Source organism: Streptomyces sp. NPDC047853 (assembly GCF_043204535.1).
Classification (GTDB): Bacteria; Actinomycetota; Actinomycetes; order Streptomycetales; family Streptomycetaceae; genus Streptomyces.
The window spans coordinates 21,421-40,591 of sequence record NZ_JBIDCI010000028.1; the positions used below are offsets into that span (position 1 = coordinate 21,421).

A 19,171-nucleotide genomic window follows, 5' to 3' on the forward strand; every position below is an offset into this window, starting at 1 on the left:
CAGGCGGCAGCGCCGCGCACGAGGCCGCCGACGACCTGCCATGACGGAGAGGACACTCATGACCACAACCCTGGATCCCCCGATCCACATCGGGAAGGCCGCTGTCGGGGCCGTGGGCTTGTTGGCGCTCGCCACCGGCGCACTGGAGTCGGTGGTGACGCCGACGCTCCCGCTGCTGCAGCGCGAGCTCGACATGTCCCCGGCGCAGGGGGCGCTGCTCAGCATCGTGCTCCTCATCACCGGTGCCCTCGTCACTCCGGTCGCCGGAAAGTTCGGCGACCGCTACGGCGGGAAACGCGTCCTGACCCGGCTGATGGCGGTGGTCTCGGCCGGTGGACTGGTGTCTGCCCTGGCGCCGAATCTGCCCGTGCTGCTGCTCGGTCAGGTGCTGCAGGGGGCGATGGTGGGCGCGCTGCCGCTGTCGTTCATCGTCGTCCGCAAACACCTCCCTCAGGGAGAGGCGAAGGTGGCCATCGGTGTGGTCAGTGGCCTGTTCGTCGGGGGCGGGATGGCGGGGACGCTGTCGGCCGGGCCCGTGGCGGAGACGCTGTCCCGCCACTGGATGTTCGCGTTGCCGACGTGCGCCGTCATCGGGTCCACCCTCCTGGTGAGCAAGTTGCTGCCGCACGATCCGCCGGCCCGGTCCGGCCAGGTCCGCATGGACTGGGCCGGTCTGTTCCTCCTGAGCGGGGCGCTGACCACGCTCATGCTCGTGCTCGCGCTGGCCCCCGACGCAACCTCGCAGCCACTCGTGCTCGGCGCCCTCGTCGTGGTGTTGGCCGCCTTCGGGGCCGGATGGACAGCCGTGGAACGCCGCGCGGCCTCGCCCATGGTCGATCTGCGCATGCTCGCACGGCCGGCGATCTGGAAGGCGTGTGTGCTGACGTTCGTGATCTGCGTCGGAACGTCCATGGCGGTCTATCTCGTCCCCCAGCTGTTCGCGGTGCCCACGGACGAGTACGGCTTCGGGGCCAGTGCCACCGAGATCGGCTTCTTCCTGCTTCCCGGCGCCGTTGCCGCGTCACTGGCCGGGCCGCTCGGCGGGCTCGGGACGCGGCGGTTCGGCTCGCGCCTCGTGGTCACCGTGGGCGTCGTGACCATGGCCGTCGCCCTGACCGCCCTTGCGGCCGTGCACACCGAGCCCTGGCACCTCGTCCTCGGCAAGGCGCTGATCGCGCTGGCCAACGGCCTGTGTGTCACGGCGATGATGACCAGCACCGCCACCTCCGTCGATCAAAGCGACACCGGCATCGCCACCAGCCTGGTCCTGGTGACGCGCGTGGTCGGTTTCGCCGTGGGGGCACAGCTCGGTGGCGCCCTCCTCACCGCTGCGACCCCTTCCGCGTCGGACGTCCCCTCCGAGTCGGCCTTCTTCACCGGCTTCGTCATCGCCGGCGCAGTCACCGCGCTGGCCCTGTTGATCACCCGCACCATGAGCAAAGGAGTCAAGGAATGACCCGTAGCGACCCGACAGAAATCCGCACCAGGCCAAGGCGCACGGTTCTGATCTCCGGGGCCAGCATCGCGGGCCCCGCTCTCGCGTTCTGGCTGAACCGCGCCGGGTTCGCGGTCACCGTCGTCGAGAAGGCGGCCACGCTGCGCCGAGGCGGCTATCCCATCGACGTGCGCGGCACCGCGCTCGAGGTCGTCAGGAGGATGGGCCTCCTGCCGTACCTGAGGGAGGCGCACATCGACCTGCGGCGGCTGACGTTCCTCGAGGGCGACGGCGACACGGTGGTCTCGCTCCCCCCGCACGCCGTCTCCGGCGGCGTGGCAGGACAAGACCTGGAGGTGCGGCGCGGAGACCTGACCGACGCCCTGTACGCGGCGGTCCGCGACGATGTGGAGTTCATTTTCCATGACTCCGTCGCCACTCTCGACCAGCCCGGGCACGGAGTCGACGTCACCTTCCGCGGCGGCGGCACGCGCACGTTCGACATGGTGATCGGCGCGGACGGGGCGCACTCCCGTACACGCGAGTTGGCGTTCGGCGCCGAGGTTCCGTTCCACCGCTATCTCGGTTACTGCTTCGCCATCTTCCCCCTGCGCAACACGTTCGGGCTCTCCCACGAGACCGTCATGTGGAACACCCCGGGCAGGGCCGCGGCCCTCTACGCTGCGGGAGAGACCGACGAGGTGCATGCCTTCTTGACCTTCGCCCATCCGCAACCGCCGTTCGACGCGCTCCGCGACGCGCGATCCCAACGACAACTGCTCACACGCGTGTTCGCCGACGGCGCATGGGAGGTCCCGGGCCTGCTTGCCGCCCTGCGCGAGGCAGAGGACGTGTTCTTCGACGCGGTCAGCCAGATCCGCATGCCCCGCTGGTCCAGCGGTCGGGTCGCGCTGGTCGGTGACGCCGCATACGCGCCCTCGTTCCTGACCGGCCAGGGCACCAGCCTCGCGCTGGTCGGCGCGTACATGCTCGCCGGCTCCTTGGCCGCCGCCTCCGGAGACCATGCCGCGGGTTTCGCCGCATACGAACGCGACACCCGGGAGTTCGTGACGCTGAACCAGGAGTTGGTCGGCGAGGGCGATGCCACGCTCTTCCCGACCACGCCAGAGGCCCTGAAACAGCGCAACGACAGGCTGCGCAAGCTCAGCGCCCTGCCCTCGGTGGAGCCCCGACCGGCCCATTCGGCCCTCACCCTGCCCGAAGTCCCGCCCATGGCGTGAGACCAGGTCCAAGAGCCGCTGCGCCGCAGTTCCCTTACTCCCCGTACATAGAGGTGCGGTCGCGGTGCACTCCGAAGAGCTTGCCCCGGAGGTGGTTGCGAACTCGGCGACCGCTCGGTCACGGTATGCGGAGGCCGCCCGTCCTGTCACGAACCGTGCCGAACCGAACGCAGGCCCGCCGAGCACCCCCCGTCTCGGCGGGCCATGGTCTGTCAGCCCCAGTCGCAGCCGGTGCCGTCGCCGTCGCGGTCGAGGTGGCGGCCGTAGCCGGGCTCCCCTGCTTGAACGGGTGCGGCTCCGGCGGCGCGGGCGGCTGCACAGTTTTCGTAGTAGACGCTGCTGTCGCTGTCGCTGTCGCTGTCGCTGTCGCTGTCGCTGTTCCCGTTGCCGCCGTTGCCGCCGTTGTCGTAGGCGGGTGCGGCGGTGACGGTCTGGGTGACTTCGACTTCAACCTCGACGGTTTCCGTCACGGTGGGGGCCGGCTCGGGTTCAGCGCTGGCGGTTTCTGTGACGGTCACGGTGGGTCGAGGCTTGGCGGCGACGGTCTTGGCGTCGTCTTTCGGTTGAGTGTCGCTGGCGCCGGCTCCGATGCCGAGGAAGAAGGCGAGGGCGAGGGCGGGCCCGACGTAGCGCTTCTTCGCCCACTTCGGTGCGGGTCGTCCTGATGCCGGCGGTGTGAATGGGTTGGCCATGATCCCCCCGAGGTGATTGTTGAAGCGTTGACGGTAGCGGCAGTGTGGAGGAAATGTGAAGGTGCGGGGGAGAAGTCGTCCGTCCGTGACGGTTGAGGCCAGAGTGGCACTGGCAGTCCGGCATGCGAACGCGGCAGCGCCCGCTGTACGCGGGTGCTGCCGCGGTGCTGCGGCTCGCCGGCTTGTCAGACTTCGCGAACGTGGACGCCGCTGTCGGTGAGGGTGCCGTCATGCTGCTCGTAGTGGGACAGGGCGAGGCCGAGGCCGAAGAAGGTGGGCGCCCATTCGCCGACGAAGAGGCCCCAGCGGTCGGCGCGGTCGACGTTGACGCCGGGTTCGACCTTGAGGCTGGCGGCCCAGGCGACGACGGTGAGGCCGATGGAGGCGAAGGCGGCCAGGTAGGCGTGCTCGCTCTTGACGCCCATGTCGTGCATCTTCTTGACGATCATTGGGTGGCTCCGTTCCTGTGGGGGTCGGGGACGGAGTGCCCTCGGCGCGTGCCGGTATTCGTCTGCTCTGTCATGTTATGCGACTGGTGATCTCGTCGGAAGGGGCACAGGGCCATGAGTCGGGTGCGTCCGACGGGCGGCGGTGGCCCACACGGCATATATCTGGTGCCGTGCCCTTGATCCGCAGATCCGCCGGATGCTCGCTCGGTGCGCTTCGGCGATTTGAGTCCTGGCGTCCAGCGCCGGGCGGTGTGCGCAGTCGCGTTCCGGGAGCCGGCGCTATGCCGGCGCGGCCTGCCGGGACGGTCCGAGTGCCCGCGAGTCGTGCGGAGTGCCGATCCGGCGTCGTGGCGTGGCTGGGGCAGACGGGCGAGGTGGTTCACGTCTGGGCGTGGGGCGTGGGGCGTGGCAGCATTGGTGACCGATGTGAAGCCTTGGGTGGTTACGGACATGGCTTTGTGGTGAGACCTGTCCTATCAGGGGTTTCACGGTAGTTCTGACTCAGGTGCACCATGACAGGGGCCAACAGTGCAGGGTCTCGGTTCCGCAGTCGTGCTCGTCACCGGAGCCATGGCGTCAGGGAAGTCCACTGTTGCCCAGCTGCTGGCTGAGCGGCTTCCACGTTCTGTGCACCTGCGGGGCGACAGCTTCCGGCGGATGATCGTGTCCGGTCGCGAGGAGTTCACGCCGCAGCCGACCGTCGAGGCAACGGCTCAGCTGCGACTGCGCTACCAGGCCTCGGCTGCGGTCGCAGACCTGTACGCGCAGGCGGGATGGACCGTTGTCGTCCAAGACGTCGTTCTCGGCGAGTACTTGGATGCCTACCTTGATGCCGTGACCGCGAGGCCCTTGTATCTGGTCGTCCTTGCCCCCCGCCCCGAAGCAGTCGCAGCGCGTGAGGCCGGCCGCGACAAGGACGGCTACGGCGGCCCCTGGACGGTCGACATCCTGGATGACGTCTTACGCCGTGACACCCCGCTCCGCGGGCTCTGGCTGGACACGTCGGACCAGACACCCCACCAAACCGTGGATCAGATCCTCGCTGACCTCGCCACGGCTCGCATCGTCAGCTGAGAGAGCCCGACAGAAGGTCGTTGAGAAGACCTCATTGCCCGCCGTCAGTGGCGGCAGCGGATGACGGGCCTGGCCTGCTTCATTTCTGATGCGCAGGCAAGGGTCGGGGCGGGGGCTGTCCGTTCTTGTGTCGCTGGTAGTGGCGGGCGACGCGCACGCGGTTGCCGCAGCGGGCGGCCGAGCACCAGCGGCGGCGGGGGTGGGCGGGCAGGAAGAGCAGCACGCAGTCGTGTGCCTCGCACTCCCGGATCTTGGTCACCGCCGGATCGGCCAGAAGTTCGGCGGCAGCCTCCGCGAGCCAGGCGGCCAGACGCTGGCCTGGTGTTCCGTGGCGTCTGCGCCTGGCGGTCACCGCCGATCCGTCCCACGCCAACTCGCTGATCGCGGGTGCGGCGCGTTGCACCTCATTGAGGGCGGCCAGGTCGACAGTCGTGGGCTTCTCGCCCCGGCGTACGTGGGCGAGGGCGCGGGCGGTGTGTTCGCGTACGGCCTGGACGGCGGCCAGATCCGCGGCCGTGACCTGTTCGGGCGCTGCGTCAGGGAGGCGGTCGGCCTGGAGGGCCCACCATGTGCGCAGGTCGTCGGGGGTGGCAAGCAGGTCGCCGACGGTCGGGCGGGTGTTGACCAGGTCCAGGGCCAGCGGTTCCCCGGTCGGAGGTACAGGCGTGCTCATGCAGCTAATTCTACATCCGTGCGCTGACCCGTTAGTCTGGCTGTGCCTAACGCATGTACCGCCAATGAAGGGGTTAGATGTGTCTGCTTCAGTCGCCAGTACCGTCCACCGCCACGTGGAGGTCGACGGGGTCCGGGTCTTCTACCGCGAGTCCCTCCCCGACCGGGCCGACGCTCCCGTGCTGCTGCTTCTGCACGGTTTCCCGTCCGGGTCGCATCAGTTCCGCCGTCTCATCGACGTGCTGGGCTGCCGCCACCGGCTGATCGCGCCGGACTACCCGGGCTTTGGCCACACCCAGGTCCCGGACGGCTTCACCTACTCGTTCGACCGGCTCGCCGACATCACCGAGGGGTTCGTCCGGCAGCTCGGCCTCGACCGGTTCGTGATGTACGTGTTCGACTTCGGCGCACCGGTCGGCTTCCGTCTCGCCGAACGCCGCCCCGAGTGGATCGCGGGCCTCGTCGTGCAGAACGGCAATGCCTACGAGGACGGGCTGTCGGAGGCGGCCCGCGGCGTGCTCCTCGCGGACCCCCGGGAGCCCGGCACCGAGGCTGCGCTCGACGACCTGCTCACCTTGCCCGGCACCCGCTACCAGTACGAGGCCGGCGTCACCGACCCTGAGCTCCTCCCCCCGGACGGCTGGACCCTGGACCAGCACTTCCTGGACCAGCCGGGCCGCAAGGAAGCCCAGTTGGCGCTCTTCTTCGACTACCGCACGAACATCGACAGCTACGGACGCTGGCAGGCGTGGCTGCGTCGGCACATGCCGCCCGCCCTGATCACCTGGGGAGCCCACGACCCCTTCTTCATCGCACCCGGAGCCCACGCCTACCTCCGGGATCTGCCCGACGCTGAACTCCACCTCCTCGACACCGGACACTTCGCTCTGGAAACCCACCTGCCGGCGATCGCTCCGCTGATCGCCGATTTCCTCGACCGCACCTGGAAGTGACCGGGCCCGTCCGCCCCTGTGTGACCGCTGTACGGCGCCACCCCTGCGCCGTTGCGGGCAGCCTGCTCGCAACGGTGTCTCCGGCAGCGCGGTCAACGCGGTCGGCGGCTCCGGGCGGGAGCGGGACGCTCGATGACACCGCACTACCCCGGACCCTGATATATACCCCAGATGGGTATATGATCCGGCGCGATGGCCGACCTCGGGTCGGCGTCGACCTCACTCCGGACGACTTCCTCGCCGCGATGGACGACCACAAGGACCGCGATCCGGAGCCGGCCATTGTCGTCTCAGCGATCAAGGCCACGGTCAAGGCGCCTGGGCAAGCTCCGGCGAGCGGCCCCGGGGCGAGGGCCGGAAACCCGGGCACCGGTGACGCGCCCTGGCCCGGCCCACCGCATCATGTTCTTCCCGCCGCACCAGCGTGCCACGGGGGAGTGCGAGCGCTTGGCGTTGCCGGATCTCGGCGGGCTGTCACAGCTCTCGCGTCCCCTGCGAGCCGCCAAGGGCGTGGGCCCAGGCCAGCAGTTCGGGAGCGTCGAGCGCCGGTAACCACCCGTGGGCCCGGGTGGCGCCGTCGCCCTGTGGCCGGGGACCGACGCCCAAGACCCGCAGGCCGGCCCGGCGGGCCGCTTCCACACCGGTCAGGGAGTCCTCCACCGCCAGCGCCCGGTGCGGGGGGACATCGCAGAGCCGGGCTGCTACGGCGTACACGTCGGGGTGCGGCTTCGGGCGCACGCGGTCCCCGGTGTCGGGGACGACGAGGTGCTGGAAGTGCGCGAGCAGCCCGGCCCGTTCCAGGCTGCCTTCGACCACGACCCTCGGGCAGTTGCTGGCCACCGCCAGTGGCAACCGGTCGGAGAGCAGTCGTACGAGCCGGACCGCACCTGGCATCGTCACCGGTTCGTCGGTGACGAGTGCCAGGAAGTGGTCGAGAAGCGCGGCTGTCAGGTCCTCGGTCAGTTCGGGTTTGTGCACGGACTGCGCCATGAGCCGGCCGCAGTCCTTGTAGTGCAGACCGAGGGCCTGCTCCGCGAACCCGGGCGGTGGCTGGAGTCCGTGCTCCCTGAAGGCCCGGCTGCGAGCCTCCCGCCAGTGGCGTTCGCTGTCCATCAGGGTGCCGTCGCAGTCGAAGACGACGGCTTCGGGCGTCCAGTCGAGCAGATCGTGGTCCGAGGTGGTCACCGGGGCCTCCCATGCCTTCGCATGCACGCATGCGGTATCTCCGTATCCACAGGAAACGGAAGGATAGTTTCCGCTACGTTATTTCCGTCCAGGCAAATCGGGCAATAACCCTTTTTGGTGACTCGACGGGCGTCGGAAACGGGCGTATGGCCGGGGCGCGGCGACAGCCGTGATGCAGTTGCCGAGACCGTCAATACCGCGTGCTCGCCCATCAGTTGACACGCGTGCTCGGCTGTGCCGGGCCCGGAGCGCCTTGCGTCCATTACCACTCGCACGTGTTCGCGCTCGAAAGAACTGCGTAATTGCCCCATCAAAGTGGCTGTTTGGGCTCCGGGCGTACGCTGGCGCACTAAATTCGTGACCGGTATGAGAACAGAGCGAGGGCGGATGGAACGTTGCAAGAACGGGCGAAGGCAACTCGGAGGTCACTGCTGGAAGCGGCTGCCCAACTGTTCGCTGAACAGGGATACGCGGCCACCAGCGTCAATGACATAAGTGCAAGGTCGGGCCGGACCAGCGGCGCGGTCTACTTCCACTACACCGGCAAGGAGGGCATCGCCGTCGCCGTCGTCGAGGACCGGTTCGCCACCTGGTCTCAGCTCGCTGCACGCTACGGAGACGAGACGGTCCCCCCGCTCGAACGGCTCGTTGCCCTCAGCTATGAAATCGCCCACGACCTCGCCCGGGATCCCGTGACGCGCGCCGGTGCCCGTCTGTGGGCCGAGCGCACCTTCATCACGGCTCCCGTTCCCGACCCCTTCGCGCTGTGGACCGCCGCCGCCACGCGACTGCTCGCGCAGGCCCGCCTAGCAGGGCATATCAACGAGCGCGCCCGTCCCGCCCGCACGGCCCGGACTCTCGTGCGCGCGTTCTTCGGCCTGTGCACCCTCACTGAGGCTCTCGAGGGTACGACCGTCCTCGACGACCGCCTGACCGACTGGTGGCACCTGACCCTGCCATCCCTCCGGCCGCAACCGTCCCGCGGGAACCTCCCGGCAGGCCGGTGACGCACCCGTGCGCGTCGCTCCCGAAGTTCTGGCGGCACTGCCCACCGCCCTTGCCTCTCACCGCGCACGCCGCCCAGCGAGTTGCCCACCGGTTTCACACGGCGACCGCGCATCCGCGCCTCGCCAGGGTCGTCGCTGCCGCGCTGCTCACCGCGCCTCTCTCCAACAACTCGCCACAGCCAGCCCCTCCCGGCGCGCCGACCGCACCGGTGCGCGCACCATTCACCGAGTGGATGCGCATCGGATGGACGGTGGTGCGCACCGGATGGGCTCGGTGCGGATCACCGCACCGGTGCGCTCCCACGCGGTGCGCGCTCAGGCCGCTGCCTCACCAGTCCCGCCGGCCGCCTTACCGGTGGACCGTCGTGAGCAGCCAGCTGTGGATCCGTCAGCAAGAGTCTCTAATCACGGTGCTGGTCGGACCGTCCAGGCAGCGGCTACACGACGTGCAGGTGAGGCAGCCGTGCTCATCTCCCCAGTGAGCAGCGCGGCTCCCTGTCAGTGCCGTGCCGTAGGTTGCCTAGAGTCACGTGTTCCCGGTGAGAGGGGGATGAGGGTGCGCAGGCCTGTCGAGGATGTAGTCCACGTTCACTACGGCCAAATCTATGTCGAAAGTGATCCAGGCAGCTTCGGCCTGGACCTCCAGAAGTCTTTCGCCGGGCAGAGCGCCGGGCTGTGCGGGGCTGCGGTACCCGGCGCGCTGTGGCTGTCGACCGGGCTGCACACGGGCGGTGTCGCCTTCACCGTCGAGGTGCATGACCATGCCCCGCCGCTGGATCCGGCGTGGGAGGACGTGGTGGAGGTGTCCTTCCGACCCGTCTCGGCCGCCAGCGCTCTCGTGCAGTGGGCGGGGGAGGCATCCTGGGCCCTGGACCTGGAAGAGACGGACTACCGGGTGCGCTACTGCGCCCAGGGCATGGACGAAGCACACCGCCAGGACACCCGGCTCGACGACGAGCCACAACTGGACCGCTACCTACTGCAGTTCTGGCCCGCTCCGCCCGCACCGGACCGCCTCCTGAAACAGACCTCGGCGGCGGCCGGGTACTGGCACGACTACGCCCGATGTCAGCCGGCCCCACCCACAGCGGCCGAACGCGCCGAAGCCGAGCGCCAGGCCCGCCTCGCGCAGGAGAAAGCCGAACAAGAACGTCGGCTCGCTCACGAACGGTGGCAATGGGGCGGCCGACAGCCGAGCCATGCACTGCGCGAGGTCGGTGGCAATGTGCGCGGTCTGCTCGCCTTCGACCCCGACCTCGTCCACGCCATCGACGCCGCCACGCCCCAGGTCCAGCGGGCGACAGCGCTGCTGGCCGCGCGCCACGCCTGTGAGGCGGCCGGACTCACCGACCTCGACTGGATCGCCGCAGGCCTCACCGCCCTGGCCGAGGGCCGACCGCTACCGCCGCCCTTCGATGACTCGGCCCAGGCGTGGCGGGCGCTGGAAACGGACCCACGTGTCCCAGACAGAACCGTCGGCCGGGCCGTTCCGCCCGGGCGACCCCCCTTCGAGCCGCCCACCCGCAGCGGCACGCACACACCGGCTTCCGAGCCGATGCCGCTCCCAAGGGTCGCAGGTCCCGCGGTCGCCCAGGTGGTGCCGGCGGACGGTGCCGCACCACCGGCACCACAGTCCCGGGAGGCGGTGCCCTACGCAGTACTGGTCACGTTCGGCGAGCCGGACCCCTCCCTGCGGATGTCCCAGCCCCATATGGCTCTGCCCGCGCTGCTCGCCGCCGCCGAAGCCGACCCGCTCCAGGCGGCCCTGGACGCGGTGTACGCGGCCGTGGCCACCTACGGTGAGGACTACCGAACCCTTTTGGAAGAGATCCGGTCCGCGTGTCAGCGGATGTGAGCCAACACCGGCCGCGGCTCCGTGCCGCCGCCTGCACGACCCTGGGGCAGTCCACCCGGCCAGGAGCCGAGAGTGCTCGCGGGGGAGGAGTCTCGCGGCGTGTGGGCTGCTTTCACCGGAAAGGTAGGACAGGTGCGTTGCAGACCGTGGCCGGTTTCCGTACGCACCGGGAGTCGGCTGCCGGGACAGATGGGTTGGGTCAGGTAGCAGCCCAGTCGCGCAGTTGCCGGGCGATCCGGGCGACGCCGAGCACGCCGGAGGATGCGTCGCGTACCAGCGCGACGGCCGCCTTGGGCGGATAGTCCAGGGCGTGCGCGTTGAGGATCAGGTAGGCCTCGGTCGCGTGCCAGGCGAACGCCTCGTTCGAGTGTTCCAGGCATGGCAGCTTCGCCAAGGTCTGCAGGAGGGCGGCGGCCCTGAGGTGCAGCGATCCGTAGACATCCCGCTCCAAGGCTCGGGCGTTGACCCGGGCGACGGCCGCATAGAGCGGCCCCAGGTCGTCGACCTGCGGATCACCGTCGAGCAACTCGGCGGCGTGCAACAGGAACGTGACGTCGAGCGGGTGGAGCGCTTCCTGCTCGCTCACGCGGCGCGGCCCCGGTCCTGCTGCTGAAGATCTCCCAGCGCCTCCCGCTCGCTCGCCCGCTGCTGCGCGCCAGGATCGGTGCTATTGGGCTCGGCCGCGAACGCCGCACCGCTGCGGGCCATGGACGCCTTGAAGCCCTCCAGGAACCGCTGCTCCACCGCCGTCGCCCGGTCGTAGGCGGCCGACAGGATGTATTCCTGCATGCTGACTCCCGCCTGCTTGGCGGCCGCCGCGATGGCCGCCCGCTGTGCCGGGTCGGGAAACCGCAGATTCATCGCTTTGGGATCCGACATACCCTCGATGGTACCAGCGGTACCATCGGCTCGTCATGATGCCGCTCTCGCAGGGGCAGCCGGTACTCGCCGGGCGCGGTGGCGGATCTTGCGTGATGTCCGGTATGAACAGGGAAACCCTGGACCAAGCCGAGTGGCCGCCCTCCGTGAGATTGTCGCGAACCCGTCCCGAGGCGGTGCCACCGGCTGGCTGGGTGGCGGTGCGATCCTTCGAGGCGGAGCGGCATCTCGCTCCCCGAGCCGGACGAAGGCATTGCCATGAAGTGTCATGGTCTCGCGTCGGCAGCGGCAGTCCGGTCCGATCACCGGCCGTGTGCTGATGGGCCAGGCTGTGTTGGCGGGAGGGGGCGTGGCTGGGGGTGTGGGGCTGGCGCCGGGTGCGGGGGGTTGGGGGCGGGTGTCCAGGGGGCCGGGTTGTTAGGTGGTGGGTGTGGTGGGTGTGGTGGTGTGGGTGGTGGTGAAGATGGTGGTGTTGTTTTGGGTGCCGGTGATGGTGTGGGTGGTGTGGTGGGTGGTGTGGGTGGTGGTGGGGTGGGGGGTGATGTGGATGTGGAGGGGGGTGTGGTATTCGGCGTAGTGGTGGAAGGTGGTGTTGAGGGTGGTGGTGTAGGGGCCCGCGTTCCCGCCCTTGCTTGTGCTTTCGCTTCCGGTTCTGCTCGTGTTCACGTTGCCGTGGCTGTTGTCGTTGCTGTTGCTGTTGCTGTTGCTGTTGCTGTTGCTGTTTCCGTCGTTGTTCGCGTTGTTGTTGCTGTGGGCGTTGTGGTTGCTGTGGCCGCTGTTGCCGTTGTGGCCGCTGTGGGCGTTGCCGTGGCGGGGGTTGCCTGGGTTGTTGTGGTGGGTGGTGGTGTGGTGGGTGTGGGCTTGGTGGGCGGCTTCGAGGAGGAGGATGCCGGGGTAGTGGTCGGTGGTGTGTTCGAAGAGGATGGGGTGGTGGGGGTCGGGGGTGAGGAGGTAGGTGTGGGGGTGGGGGGTGGTGGTGAGGACGGTGTCGGTGGGGTGGTTGCGGCCGGTGTGGGTGGGGGGGATGAGGTGGGGGTTGGTGGGGCGGGTGGTGGGGGGTGGGGTGGTGTGGGGGCGGAGGCGTTGGTAGGTGCGGGGGGTGATGCAGGTGAAGCGGCCGCTTCCGGTGGCGGTGAGGTGGTGGTTGTGGTGGATGTTGATGTGCATGGTGAATTCGGTGAGGCGTTTGCCTTTGTGGGTGGTGTGGGGGGTGGTGGCGTCGAGGGTGAGTTCGGTGGGGTGTTGGCGGGGGTGGTGGGTGGTGTGGGGGGTGGGGTGGGGGTGGGTGGTGATGTTGAGTTCCCAGAGGAGGAAGTGGTGGTCGAGGGGGACGTTGAATTGGGTGTGGGCGAGGTAGAGGCCGGCTTGGCGGATGGTTTCTGCGGCTTGGAGGGGGTCGTGGTGGGTGGGGTGGGTGGTGAAGAAGGTGTGGGTGCGGGGCCATTGGGCGGTGAGGTGGAAGTGGTTGTCGGTGAGGCGTTGGCCTGAGGTGAGGAAGACTTCGGCGTGGCTGGCGCGGTGGACGTATTGGCGGGGGACGGTGGTGGTGAGCGGGGGTGTGGGGGTGGGGGTTGTGGGGGTGTGGGCTGCGGCGGTGAGGGCGGGGGTGGCGGTGGTCGGGGTGGTCGGGGTGTGGGGGGTTGTCGCGGTGGCGGTGGCGGGGGTGGCCGGGGTGCTGGGGGCTTGTCTTTGGCGGGGGAGGGTGGGCTGGTCCTGGTGGGTTGTCAGGGGTGTCATGTCTCTTGCCTCTCCACGTGGTTGTGCTGGTGGGTGATGGGCTCAAGAGTTCGGCGGAGCCATAAGATACAGACTCACCGGTTTTCTTTTCAAGGCGCTTCGGGGGCTTTCGCGGGGCGTGTTGTGCGGGGGTGGGCGGGGGCGGGAAACGGGGGGATCTCTTCCGCCGGCGGGTGGCCTGGCGGGGGTGTCGGCGGGGGTGCCCGGGTGGGGGTGGGTGGGGGTCCGGGGCCCGGTATTAAGCGGTGGGAGGGCTTCCGGGGGCGGGGTGCGGGGTGGGTGGTGCGGGTGGTCGTCTTCCGGTTGTGCGGGGTGGGGGCGGGTGGGCGGGGGTGGCTGGTTATGGGTGGGTGAAGCGGTGGGCGGGGTTCCGTGGGCGGGGGTGTTGCCGGGGGTGTGCGGGGTGGATTCTGGCCTTTTTCCGCCGTTGATTAAACCGGGTGAGCGGTTTTATTTTTGGGGGGTTGTTGTCGGGGACCCCCTTTTTTCTGTCGCTGCTTCGGTGCGGGGGTCTGGCGCAGGGGGAGTGACCATGGACACGGACACGGGCGTGATGCAGGACCCGCAGGACCCGCAGGGGCCGCGGGGGCCGCGGGAGTCGCAGGGTCTGCGGGAGTCGCAGGTGTGGGAGGGCGCGGGCGGGCGGCACGCGGACCGGGCCGGGCGCCGGGTGGAGGCGCGGGGCGGGCCGGCCGGGGGTCGGGGCGTGGGCGTGCCCGGCACGGGCGGGCAGGACGTGCAGTGCGTTCCGGCCGGTGTGGTGCCGGCCGTGGGTGCACCGGTGCAGGCGGTGCGGTGCGGCGTGAGCGTTCCGGCTGGGGGTGCACCGGTGCAGGCGGTGCAGGCCGGCCCGGGTAGGGCGGCGGGCGTGAGTGCGCAGGTCGCGGATGCGGATGCGGATGTGCCGGGCGGAGATGGTCCGGTGCGAGTGGTGCAGTCCGACGCGGGCGTGCCGGCGGGCGTGGGTGGTCCGGGTGTGGGTGGTCCGGTGACGGCTGCGCTGGGTGCCGTTCCGGCTGGGGGTGCACCGGTGGAGGCCGTGCAGGCCGGCCCGGGTAGGCCGGCGGGCGTGAGTGCGCAGGTCGCGAATGCGGATGCGGATGTGCAGGGCGTGGGGGCTGCGCCGGGTGTGGGTGCGGGGCGGGGTGGGGTCGCGCCGGGCGCGGTGGGTGTGGTGGGTGGGGGGTTGGGGGGTGGTGGGTGTCCGTTTGTGTTTGATGCGTTGGGTGGGGATGTGCAGGGGGAGGCGGCGCGGTTGCGGGAGCGGGGTGTGGTGACGGCTGGGGTGTTGCCGGGGGGTGTGGGTGCGTGGGTGGTGACGGGGCAGCGGGAGATCAGGCAGTTGCTGACGGATGAGCGGGTGTCGAAGGATGCGTACCGGCATTGGCCGGCGTTTCGTCAGGGGCGGGTGGCGCGGTCGTGGCCGTTGGCGATCTGGGTGTCGGTGCGGAACATGGTGACCGCGTACGGGCAGGATCACGCGCGGTTGCGCAGGCTGGTGGCGTCGGCGTTCACGGCGCGGCGGGTGGAGTTGCTGCGGGGGCGGGTGGAGGAGATCTGTGCGGGGCTGCTGGAGGAGCTGGCGGGCCGGGCAGAGCAGGGGGTGGTGGATGTGCGGCGGGAGTTCGCGTGTGTGCTGCCGATGCGGGTGCTGACGGAGCTGTTCGGTATTCCGGTCGTCTACCGGGAGCGGTTGCGGCGGATCATTCTGGGGTTCTTCGACACGTCGGTGTCGCTGGCCGGTGCGCAGGCCAACGCCGCGGATCTGTATCAGATGATGGATGATCTGGTGGCGTGCAAGCGCCGGGTGCCGGGGGACGATCTGACCAGTGCGCTGATCGCGGTGCGCGACGAGGACGGTTCGCGGCTCAGTGAGCGGGAGCTGGTGGACAATCTGATCCTGCTCTACACGGCCGGCTATGAGACGACGGTCAATCTCCTGGACAACACGATCGCGCTGCTGCTGGGCCACCGCGACCAGCTGGAGCTGGTGCGTTCGGGTGCGGCGGGCTTCGACGACGCGGTGGAGGAGGCGCTGCGCCTGGAGGCGCCGGGCGCGAACGGGATCCTGCGCTATGCGGTCGCCGATCTCGAGGTGGGGGGTGTCGCCGTGTCGGCGGGTGATCCGCTGGTGATCTCGTTCGCGGGGGCGGGGCGTGATCCGGAGGTGCACGGCCCGGACGCGGACCGCTACGACGTCACCCGCGCCACGCGCCGGGCTCACCTGTCGTTCGGGCACGGGACGCACTACTGCATCGGTGCTCCGCTGGCCCGGATGGAGGCCCAGATCGCGCTGAGCGGGCTGTTCGCCCGGTTCCCGCAGCTGCGGCTGGCGGTGGACTACGACAAGCTGCGCCCGCTGCAGTCGTTCATCTCCAACGGCCATCGTGAGCTGCCGGTGCTGCTGGGTCCTGCGGCGGATGCCGGGGCGGGGATGCGGGAGGGGCGGGCGGGACAGCGGCCGGCGGCGCCCTGTGCCCGGGCGGCGACCGCCTGACGGGAAGGAAGCAGGGGGCAGGGCCAGGGCCGCGGCAAAGACGTGCCCCGCGGCCGGCCCTGGCCCTCAGACCCTCCCGCATCCCTTCCCCCCTCCGGCCTTCGAGGCCTCCGGGTCCGAGGCCTTCGGGTCCGAGGCGTTCGGGTTCTCCGGCCTTCGAGGCCTCCGGGTCCGAGGCCTTCGGGTCCGAGGCGTTCGGGTTCTCCGGCCTTCGGGGCCGGAGGCTTTCGGGGCCGGAGGCTTTCGGGGGTGGAGGCGTTCGGGGGTGGAGGCGTTCGGGGGTGGAGGCTTTCGGGTCTTTGCCCTGAGGGGAATTGGTGGATGCCTGCCCGGGGCTGTTCCCTTCTCTGCTTGTCTGGTCTTTGGACTGTGCAGCGGCTGAGGGTTGAGGGGTTGGGGGCGGTTTTCGGTCATGGGGGGTGGGGGTGTGGTGGTGGGTGGTGACTGGCGGGCGGACCGGGTCGGGGCTGCGCTGAGGGGTGAGAACCCGACGGTGCTGCGGCGGCTGGCGGCGGGGTTCGCGGTGATCGGGGATGTGCAGTTCCTGCCGGGTTACTCGGTTCTGCTCGTGGACGAGCCGGGTGTGCAGCGGCTGTCGGATCTGCCGAGGGTGAAGCGGCTGGCGTTCCTGTCGGACATGGACCGTCTGGGTGAAGCGGTCGAGGGTGTCTGCCGGCGGATGGATCCGGCGTTCCGGCGGGTCAATCTGGAGATCCTGGGGAACAGGGAGCCGTTCTTGCATGCGCATGTCTGGCCGCGGTTCGAGTGGGAGCCGGCCGATGTGGTGGGTGCGCCGGTGTGGCTGTATCCGCGTGAGCGGTGGAGTCAGGAGCGCTTCCGGCTCGGTCCGCAGCATGACGTGCTGCGGGACGCGCTCGGCGGTGAACTGGACCGGCTGGGTCCGGTGGCCTGACGTTCCCGGCCCGCCGCGCCGGCTTGCCGGTCTCACCAACTGGTCCGGCGGTAGGGGCCCTTCCCTGCCCTGGCCCGTCCGGGCCCGCGCCCCTTCACCCCCCACCGGGCCTCGGCGGGCCGGCGGGTCGGTGGGCCGGCGCGCGGACCCCGGGGGAGGGGGGCGGGTGCCTGCCGTGCTTGCGGTGGGGTTGCTCCCGGCCCGGCCGGCGTATCCGGTGTGGTGGGTGTCCGGGGCCGTCACGGAAAACAGGGGGCTCTTTTGAGCCGGGCGCCTTGAGGGCGGTCAGTTTCGGGCGGGCCGGGGCGCGGGTCCGGGTGCCGGGTCCGGCCGTTGAGGTGGCGGTGCGGTGCACTCGTCCTGTCCAGAGGGGTGTTGGCGGGGCCGGCACCGGATGCAGTACGCCGTCCTCCGTCCGATGCCCTCGTCTTCCCCGCTCCGGGTTCCCGGTCGGTCCGGACCTGCTCCGATTCCTGCTCCGATTCCTGTTCCTGTTCCGGCCGGGTCCGGTGCCCGGTGGCGCCCGGCCTGTCGCTGTTTCGGCCAGGCCGGCTGCCACCGGAACTGCGCACCCGCAGCCGCCCGCCGCCGGGGCACTCCACCGCGCAGGCGCCGCCTCTTGGCCCTCTGCGGGCCCGGGGGGACGGTGCTCGTGGTGGGGTGTTTGGTGCTGGGGGTTTGTGGTGCTGTGTGGGGGGTTCGGTGGGTCTTGCTGGGGGGTGGGGTGGTTGCCGGTCAGCCGAATCCGCACGTCCGGTTGTGAAAGCGCGGTGTGTGGTGCGGGGTGGCCGGTGCGGCGGCTTGCTGCTGTGACCAGTAATGCGGGGGGCCGGCGGGGGCGGGCGGGCGTGAAGCGATGGTGGAAGTCCGGTCGTACTGACACGTGCTGGCTTGCTAAAATACGGACTCCCTGGTTTTGTTTTGGTCAAGGAACGGCGGGGCTCGCACGTTCCTGGGGCAAAGACCGTCGGGAGGTTCCGTGGCTCGGCAGGAACGAGCGATCCGCACCCAGTTGTCGATCCTGAAGGCCGCGGCCGAGGTGTTCGACTCCCATGGCTATGAGGCCGCCACCATCGGGGAGATCCTCAAGCGGGCGGGGGTGACCAAGGGGGCGCTGTACTTCCACTTCCCTTCCAAGCAGGCGCTGGCGGAGGGGGTGCTGGAGCAGCAGTTCTCCGTGATCAGGGTGCAGCCCGCCGCCTGCCGGCTCCAGGAGTTCGTGGACACGGGCCTGACCGTGGCCTACCGCATGCGCCGGGATCCGCTGGTGAGCGCGGTGGCCCGGCTGAGTCTGGAACAGGAACTGCGCGCCGAGTACGGCTCGTCGGCGATCGGGCAGTGGATCGGGGCCTCCCAGACGCTGCTGGCGGCCGCCAAGGAACAGGGCGAGCTCCTTCCGCACGTGCAGCCCGCCGAGAGCGCCTGGCTGTTCTCCGCGGCCTGGACCGGCACCCAGCTGTACTCGCAGATCCTGGCCGGCCGCGAGGACCTGGAGGAACGGGTGGTGGCCCTCTTCCGGCACCTGCTGCCCAGCATCGCCGTGCCCGCCGTCCTCAGCAGCCTGGACATCACCACCGAACGCGCCGCGCGCCTCGGCACCGCCAGCGACGCACTGCTGGAGGAGACGGCCGGCAGCGCCCACGAGCGCGAACGCCTGCCGGAGACGGCGGCGGCACCCGCCTGAACCCCGCCCCCCGCACGCGTCTGGCACCCCCGGGCCCTTCCCGGGGGCTGCCGCGGTTGGCGGCAAGAGCGTGCGGCGGCACCGGAGAACGCCCTGCGAGGGGCCGGGCCTGCGAGGGGCGGGGCCTGCGGGAACCGTGCTCGTCTCCGCCTGCCTGCCTGCCTGCCTGCCTGCCTGCCCGCCCGCCGGCCGGCCGGCCGCGGGTACGCCTGCGGGGGCCCGGGCGGGAGGGCGGATGCATCCGATCCGGGGTGCCGGGCCCCGAAGCTGCGGCAGCCCGGCGGTGCAGGGCCGACACCGCGACGGGGAGGGCGGGGTGGGTGCCCGTCACCTCGGCGGGACGGCCGGGGCCGGGTGGCCGGCGTGAACGCCTCGCAGGCGGGAGCCGTGGGCCGGGGCCCGGTCTGCCGCCGCGGTAGGTGTCACCAGCGCGCCCGGGCCCCGGGCCCCGGTCCGCTGGGCTGATGAGTGCTGCGGGCGGACATGAGGCGTTCCGCTTTGCCGGGCGGGGCAGGGGCCACCTCGAGCGGCGACGCCCCATGCCCTGCCCGGGCGCCGCCAAGTGCGGCGCCCGGGCATCGTCGTGCCGCCGGCATCGGCACCCGAGGGCCGCTCACCGGTACCCGCACGCCTCCGTCCCCGTGCCCGCGCGCCGACGGCCGGCCCGGCCGGGCGCCACCGTCGGCGGGCCGCAGCCGGCCCTCACGGAGCCCTGAGCGCCCGGACGGCGGACAATCGCCCACCTCACCCGCCCGGCTCCGCCCGGGCGGCGCGTGACGCCGTGGCAAGGGCAGGGCGACCGGCGACGGCGAAGACGGAGGCGGACCGGGGGAGGGGTGAGGTGGAGGGTGCGGGAGCAGGGGCGGGCGTGCGTAACGTCCCGCCGTTCCCGCCGGGT

Annotated in this window: 16 protein-coding genes; 9 read left to right on the top strand and 7 right to left on the bottom strand. The window is 70.6% G+C overall.

What is annotated here, in order from left to right; genetic code table 11:
• Window positions 1-58: 58 nt before the first annotated feature.
• Window positions 59-1,456 carry an MFS transporter gene (locus ACGF5T_RS33105; RefSeq protein WP_361019520.1) on the top strand — a complete coding sequence of 466 codons (1,398 nt, stop codon included), beginning with the start codon at window positions 59-61 and terminating at the stop codon, window positions 1,454-1,456.
• On the top strand, window positions 1,453-2,676 hold the full coding sequence (locus ACGF5T_RS33110) for an FAD-dependent monooxygenase (protein WP_361019517.1): 1,224 nt from the start codon (window positions 1,453-1,455) through the stop codon (window positions 2,674-2,676). Before ACGF5T_RS33105 ends, ACGF5T_RS33110 begins: the two co-directional genes overlap by 4 nt.
• 212 nt (window positions 2,677-2,888) lie before the next feature.
• On the opposite strand, the gene ACGF5T_RS33115 is transcribed toward ACGF5T_RS33110, so the two are convergent.
• Entirely contained in the window at window positions 2,889-3,368 is a 480-nt protein-coding gene (locus ACGF5T_RS33115) for an excalibur calcium-binding domain-containing protein (RefSeq protein WP_366769164.1), read from the bottom strand.
• A gap of 185 nt (window positions 3,369-3,553) precedes the next feature.
• Entirely contained in the window at window positions 3,554-3,817 is a 264-nt protein-coding gene (locus ACGF5T_RS33120; protein ID WP_356609856.1) for a hypothetical protein, read from the bottom strand.
• Between the two features lie 528 nt (window positions 3,818-4,345).
• On the opposite strand from ACGF5T_RS33120, the gene ACGF5T_RS33125 reads away from it, so the two are divergent.
• Entirely contained in the window at window positions 4,346-4,891 is a 546-nt protein-coding gene (locus ACGF5T_RS33125; RefSeq protein ID WP_356609854.1) for an AAA family ATPase, read from the top strand.
• A 79-nt stretch (window positions 4,892-4,970) separates the two neighbouring features.
• Here the strand turns inward: ACGF5T_RS33125 and ACGF5T_RS33130 are convergent, their stop codons facing one another.
• Window positions 4,971-5,564, bottom strand: a complete 594-nt coding sequence (locus ACGF5T_RS33130; protein ID WP_356609852.1) for an ABATE domain-containing protein — start codon at window positions 5,562-5,564, stop codon at window positions 4,971-4,973.
• Between the two features lie 79 nt (window positions 5,565-5,643).
• Between ACGF5T_RS33130 and ACGF5T_RS33135 the strand changes: the two genes are divergently transcribed.
• A complete protein-coding gene (locus ACGF5T_RS33135; protein WP_392890163.1) occupies window positions 5,644-6,516 on the top strand; it encodes an alpha/beta fold hydrolase in 873 nt (290 codons plus the stop codon).
• A 474-nt stretch (window positions 6,517-6,990) separates the two neighbouring features.
• On the opposite strand, the gene ACGF5T_RS33140 is transcribed toward ACGF5T_RS33135, so the two are convergent.
• Window positions 6,991-7,701, bottom strand: a complete 711-nt coding sequence (locus ACGF5T_RS33140) for an HAD family phosphatase (protein ID WP_366769162.1) — start codon at window positions 7,699-7,701, stop codon at window positions 6,991-6,993.
• 395 nt (window positions 7,702-8,096) lie between these two features.
• Between ACGF5T_RS33140 and ACGF5T_RS33145 the strand changes: the two genes are divergently transcribed.
• Entirely contained in the window at window positions 8,097-8,708 is a 612-nt protein-coding gene (locus ACGF5T_RS33145; RefSeq protein ID WP_356609846.1) for a ScbR family autoregulator-binding transcription factor, read from the top strand.
• Between the two features lie 550 nt (window positions 8,709-9,258).
• Window positions 9,259-10,563, top strand: a complete 1,305-nt coding sequence (locus ACGF5T_RS33150) for a hypothetical protein (protein ID WP_366769161.1) — start codon at window positions 9,259-9,261, stop codon at window positions 10,561-10,563.
• A gap of 199 nt (window positions 10,564-10,762) precedes the next feature.
• On the opposite strand, the gene ACGF5T_RS33155 is transcribed toward ACGF5T_RS33150, so the two are convergent.
• From ACGF5T_RS33155 to ACGF5T_RS33165, 3 genes are all read right to left on the bottom strand, one after another.
• Window positions 10,763-11,149, bottom strand: a complete 387-nt coding sequence (locus tag ACGF5T_RS33155; protein WP_361019499.1) for a fic family toxin-antitoxin system, toxin component — start codon at window positions 11,147-11,149, stop codon at window positions 10,763-10,765.
• The gene (locus ACGF5T_RS33160; RefSeq protein ID WP_356609840.1) at window positions 11,146-11,442 is read right to left on the bottom strand and encodes a DUF1778 domain-containing protein; all 297 of its coding nucleotides are present in this window, start codon (window positions 11,440-11,442) and stop codon (window positions 11,146-11,148) included. Before ACGF5T_RS33160 ends, ACGF5T_RS33155 begins: the two co-directional genes overlap by 4 nt.
• Before the next feature lie 417 nt (window positions 11,443-11,859).
• Window positions 11,860-13,179 (bottom strand): ScbA/BarX family gamma-butyrolactone biosynthesis protein, encoded by a 1,320-nt coding sequence (locus tag ACGF5T_RS33165; RefSeq protein ID WP_392890166.1) that lies wholly within the window; start codon window positions 13,177-13,179, stop codon window positions 11,860-11,862.
• Window positions 13,180-13,711: 532 nt separating this feature from the next.
• Here ACGF5T_RS33165 and ACGF5T_RS33170 point away from each other — a divergent pair.
• The 3 genes from ACGF5T_RS33170 to ACGF5T_RS33180 all read left to right on the top strand — a co-directional run bounded on the left by ACGF5T_RS33170 (window position 13,712) and on the right by ACGF5T_RS33180 (window position 18,273).
• Window positions 13,712-15,676 carry a cytochrome P450 gene (locus tag ACGF5T_RS33170; protein WP_366768376.1) on the top strand — a complete coding sequence of 655 codons (1,965 nt, stop codon included), beginning with the start codon at window positions 13,712-13,714 and terminating at the stop codon, window positions 15,674-15,676.
• Between the two features lie 433 nt (window positions 15,677-16,109).
• Window positions 16,110-16,589: a diadenosine tetraphosphate hydrolase gene (locus ACGF5T_RS33175; protein WP_361019161.1), complete on the top strand. Its 480-nt coding sequence runs from the start codon at window positions 16,110-16,112 to the stop codon at window positions 16,587-16,589.
• Between the two features lie 979 nt (window positions 16,590-17,568).
• On the top strand, window positions 17,569-18,273 hold the full coding sequence (locus ACGF5T_RS33180) for a ScbR family autoregulator-binding transcription factor (RefSeq protein ID WP_366768375.1): 705 nt from the start codon (window positions 17,569-17,571) through the stop codon (window positions 18,271-18,273).
• The last annotated feature ends 898 nt before the right edge of the window (window positions 18,274-19,171 follow it).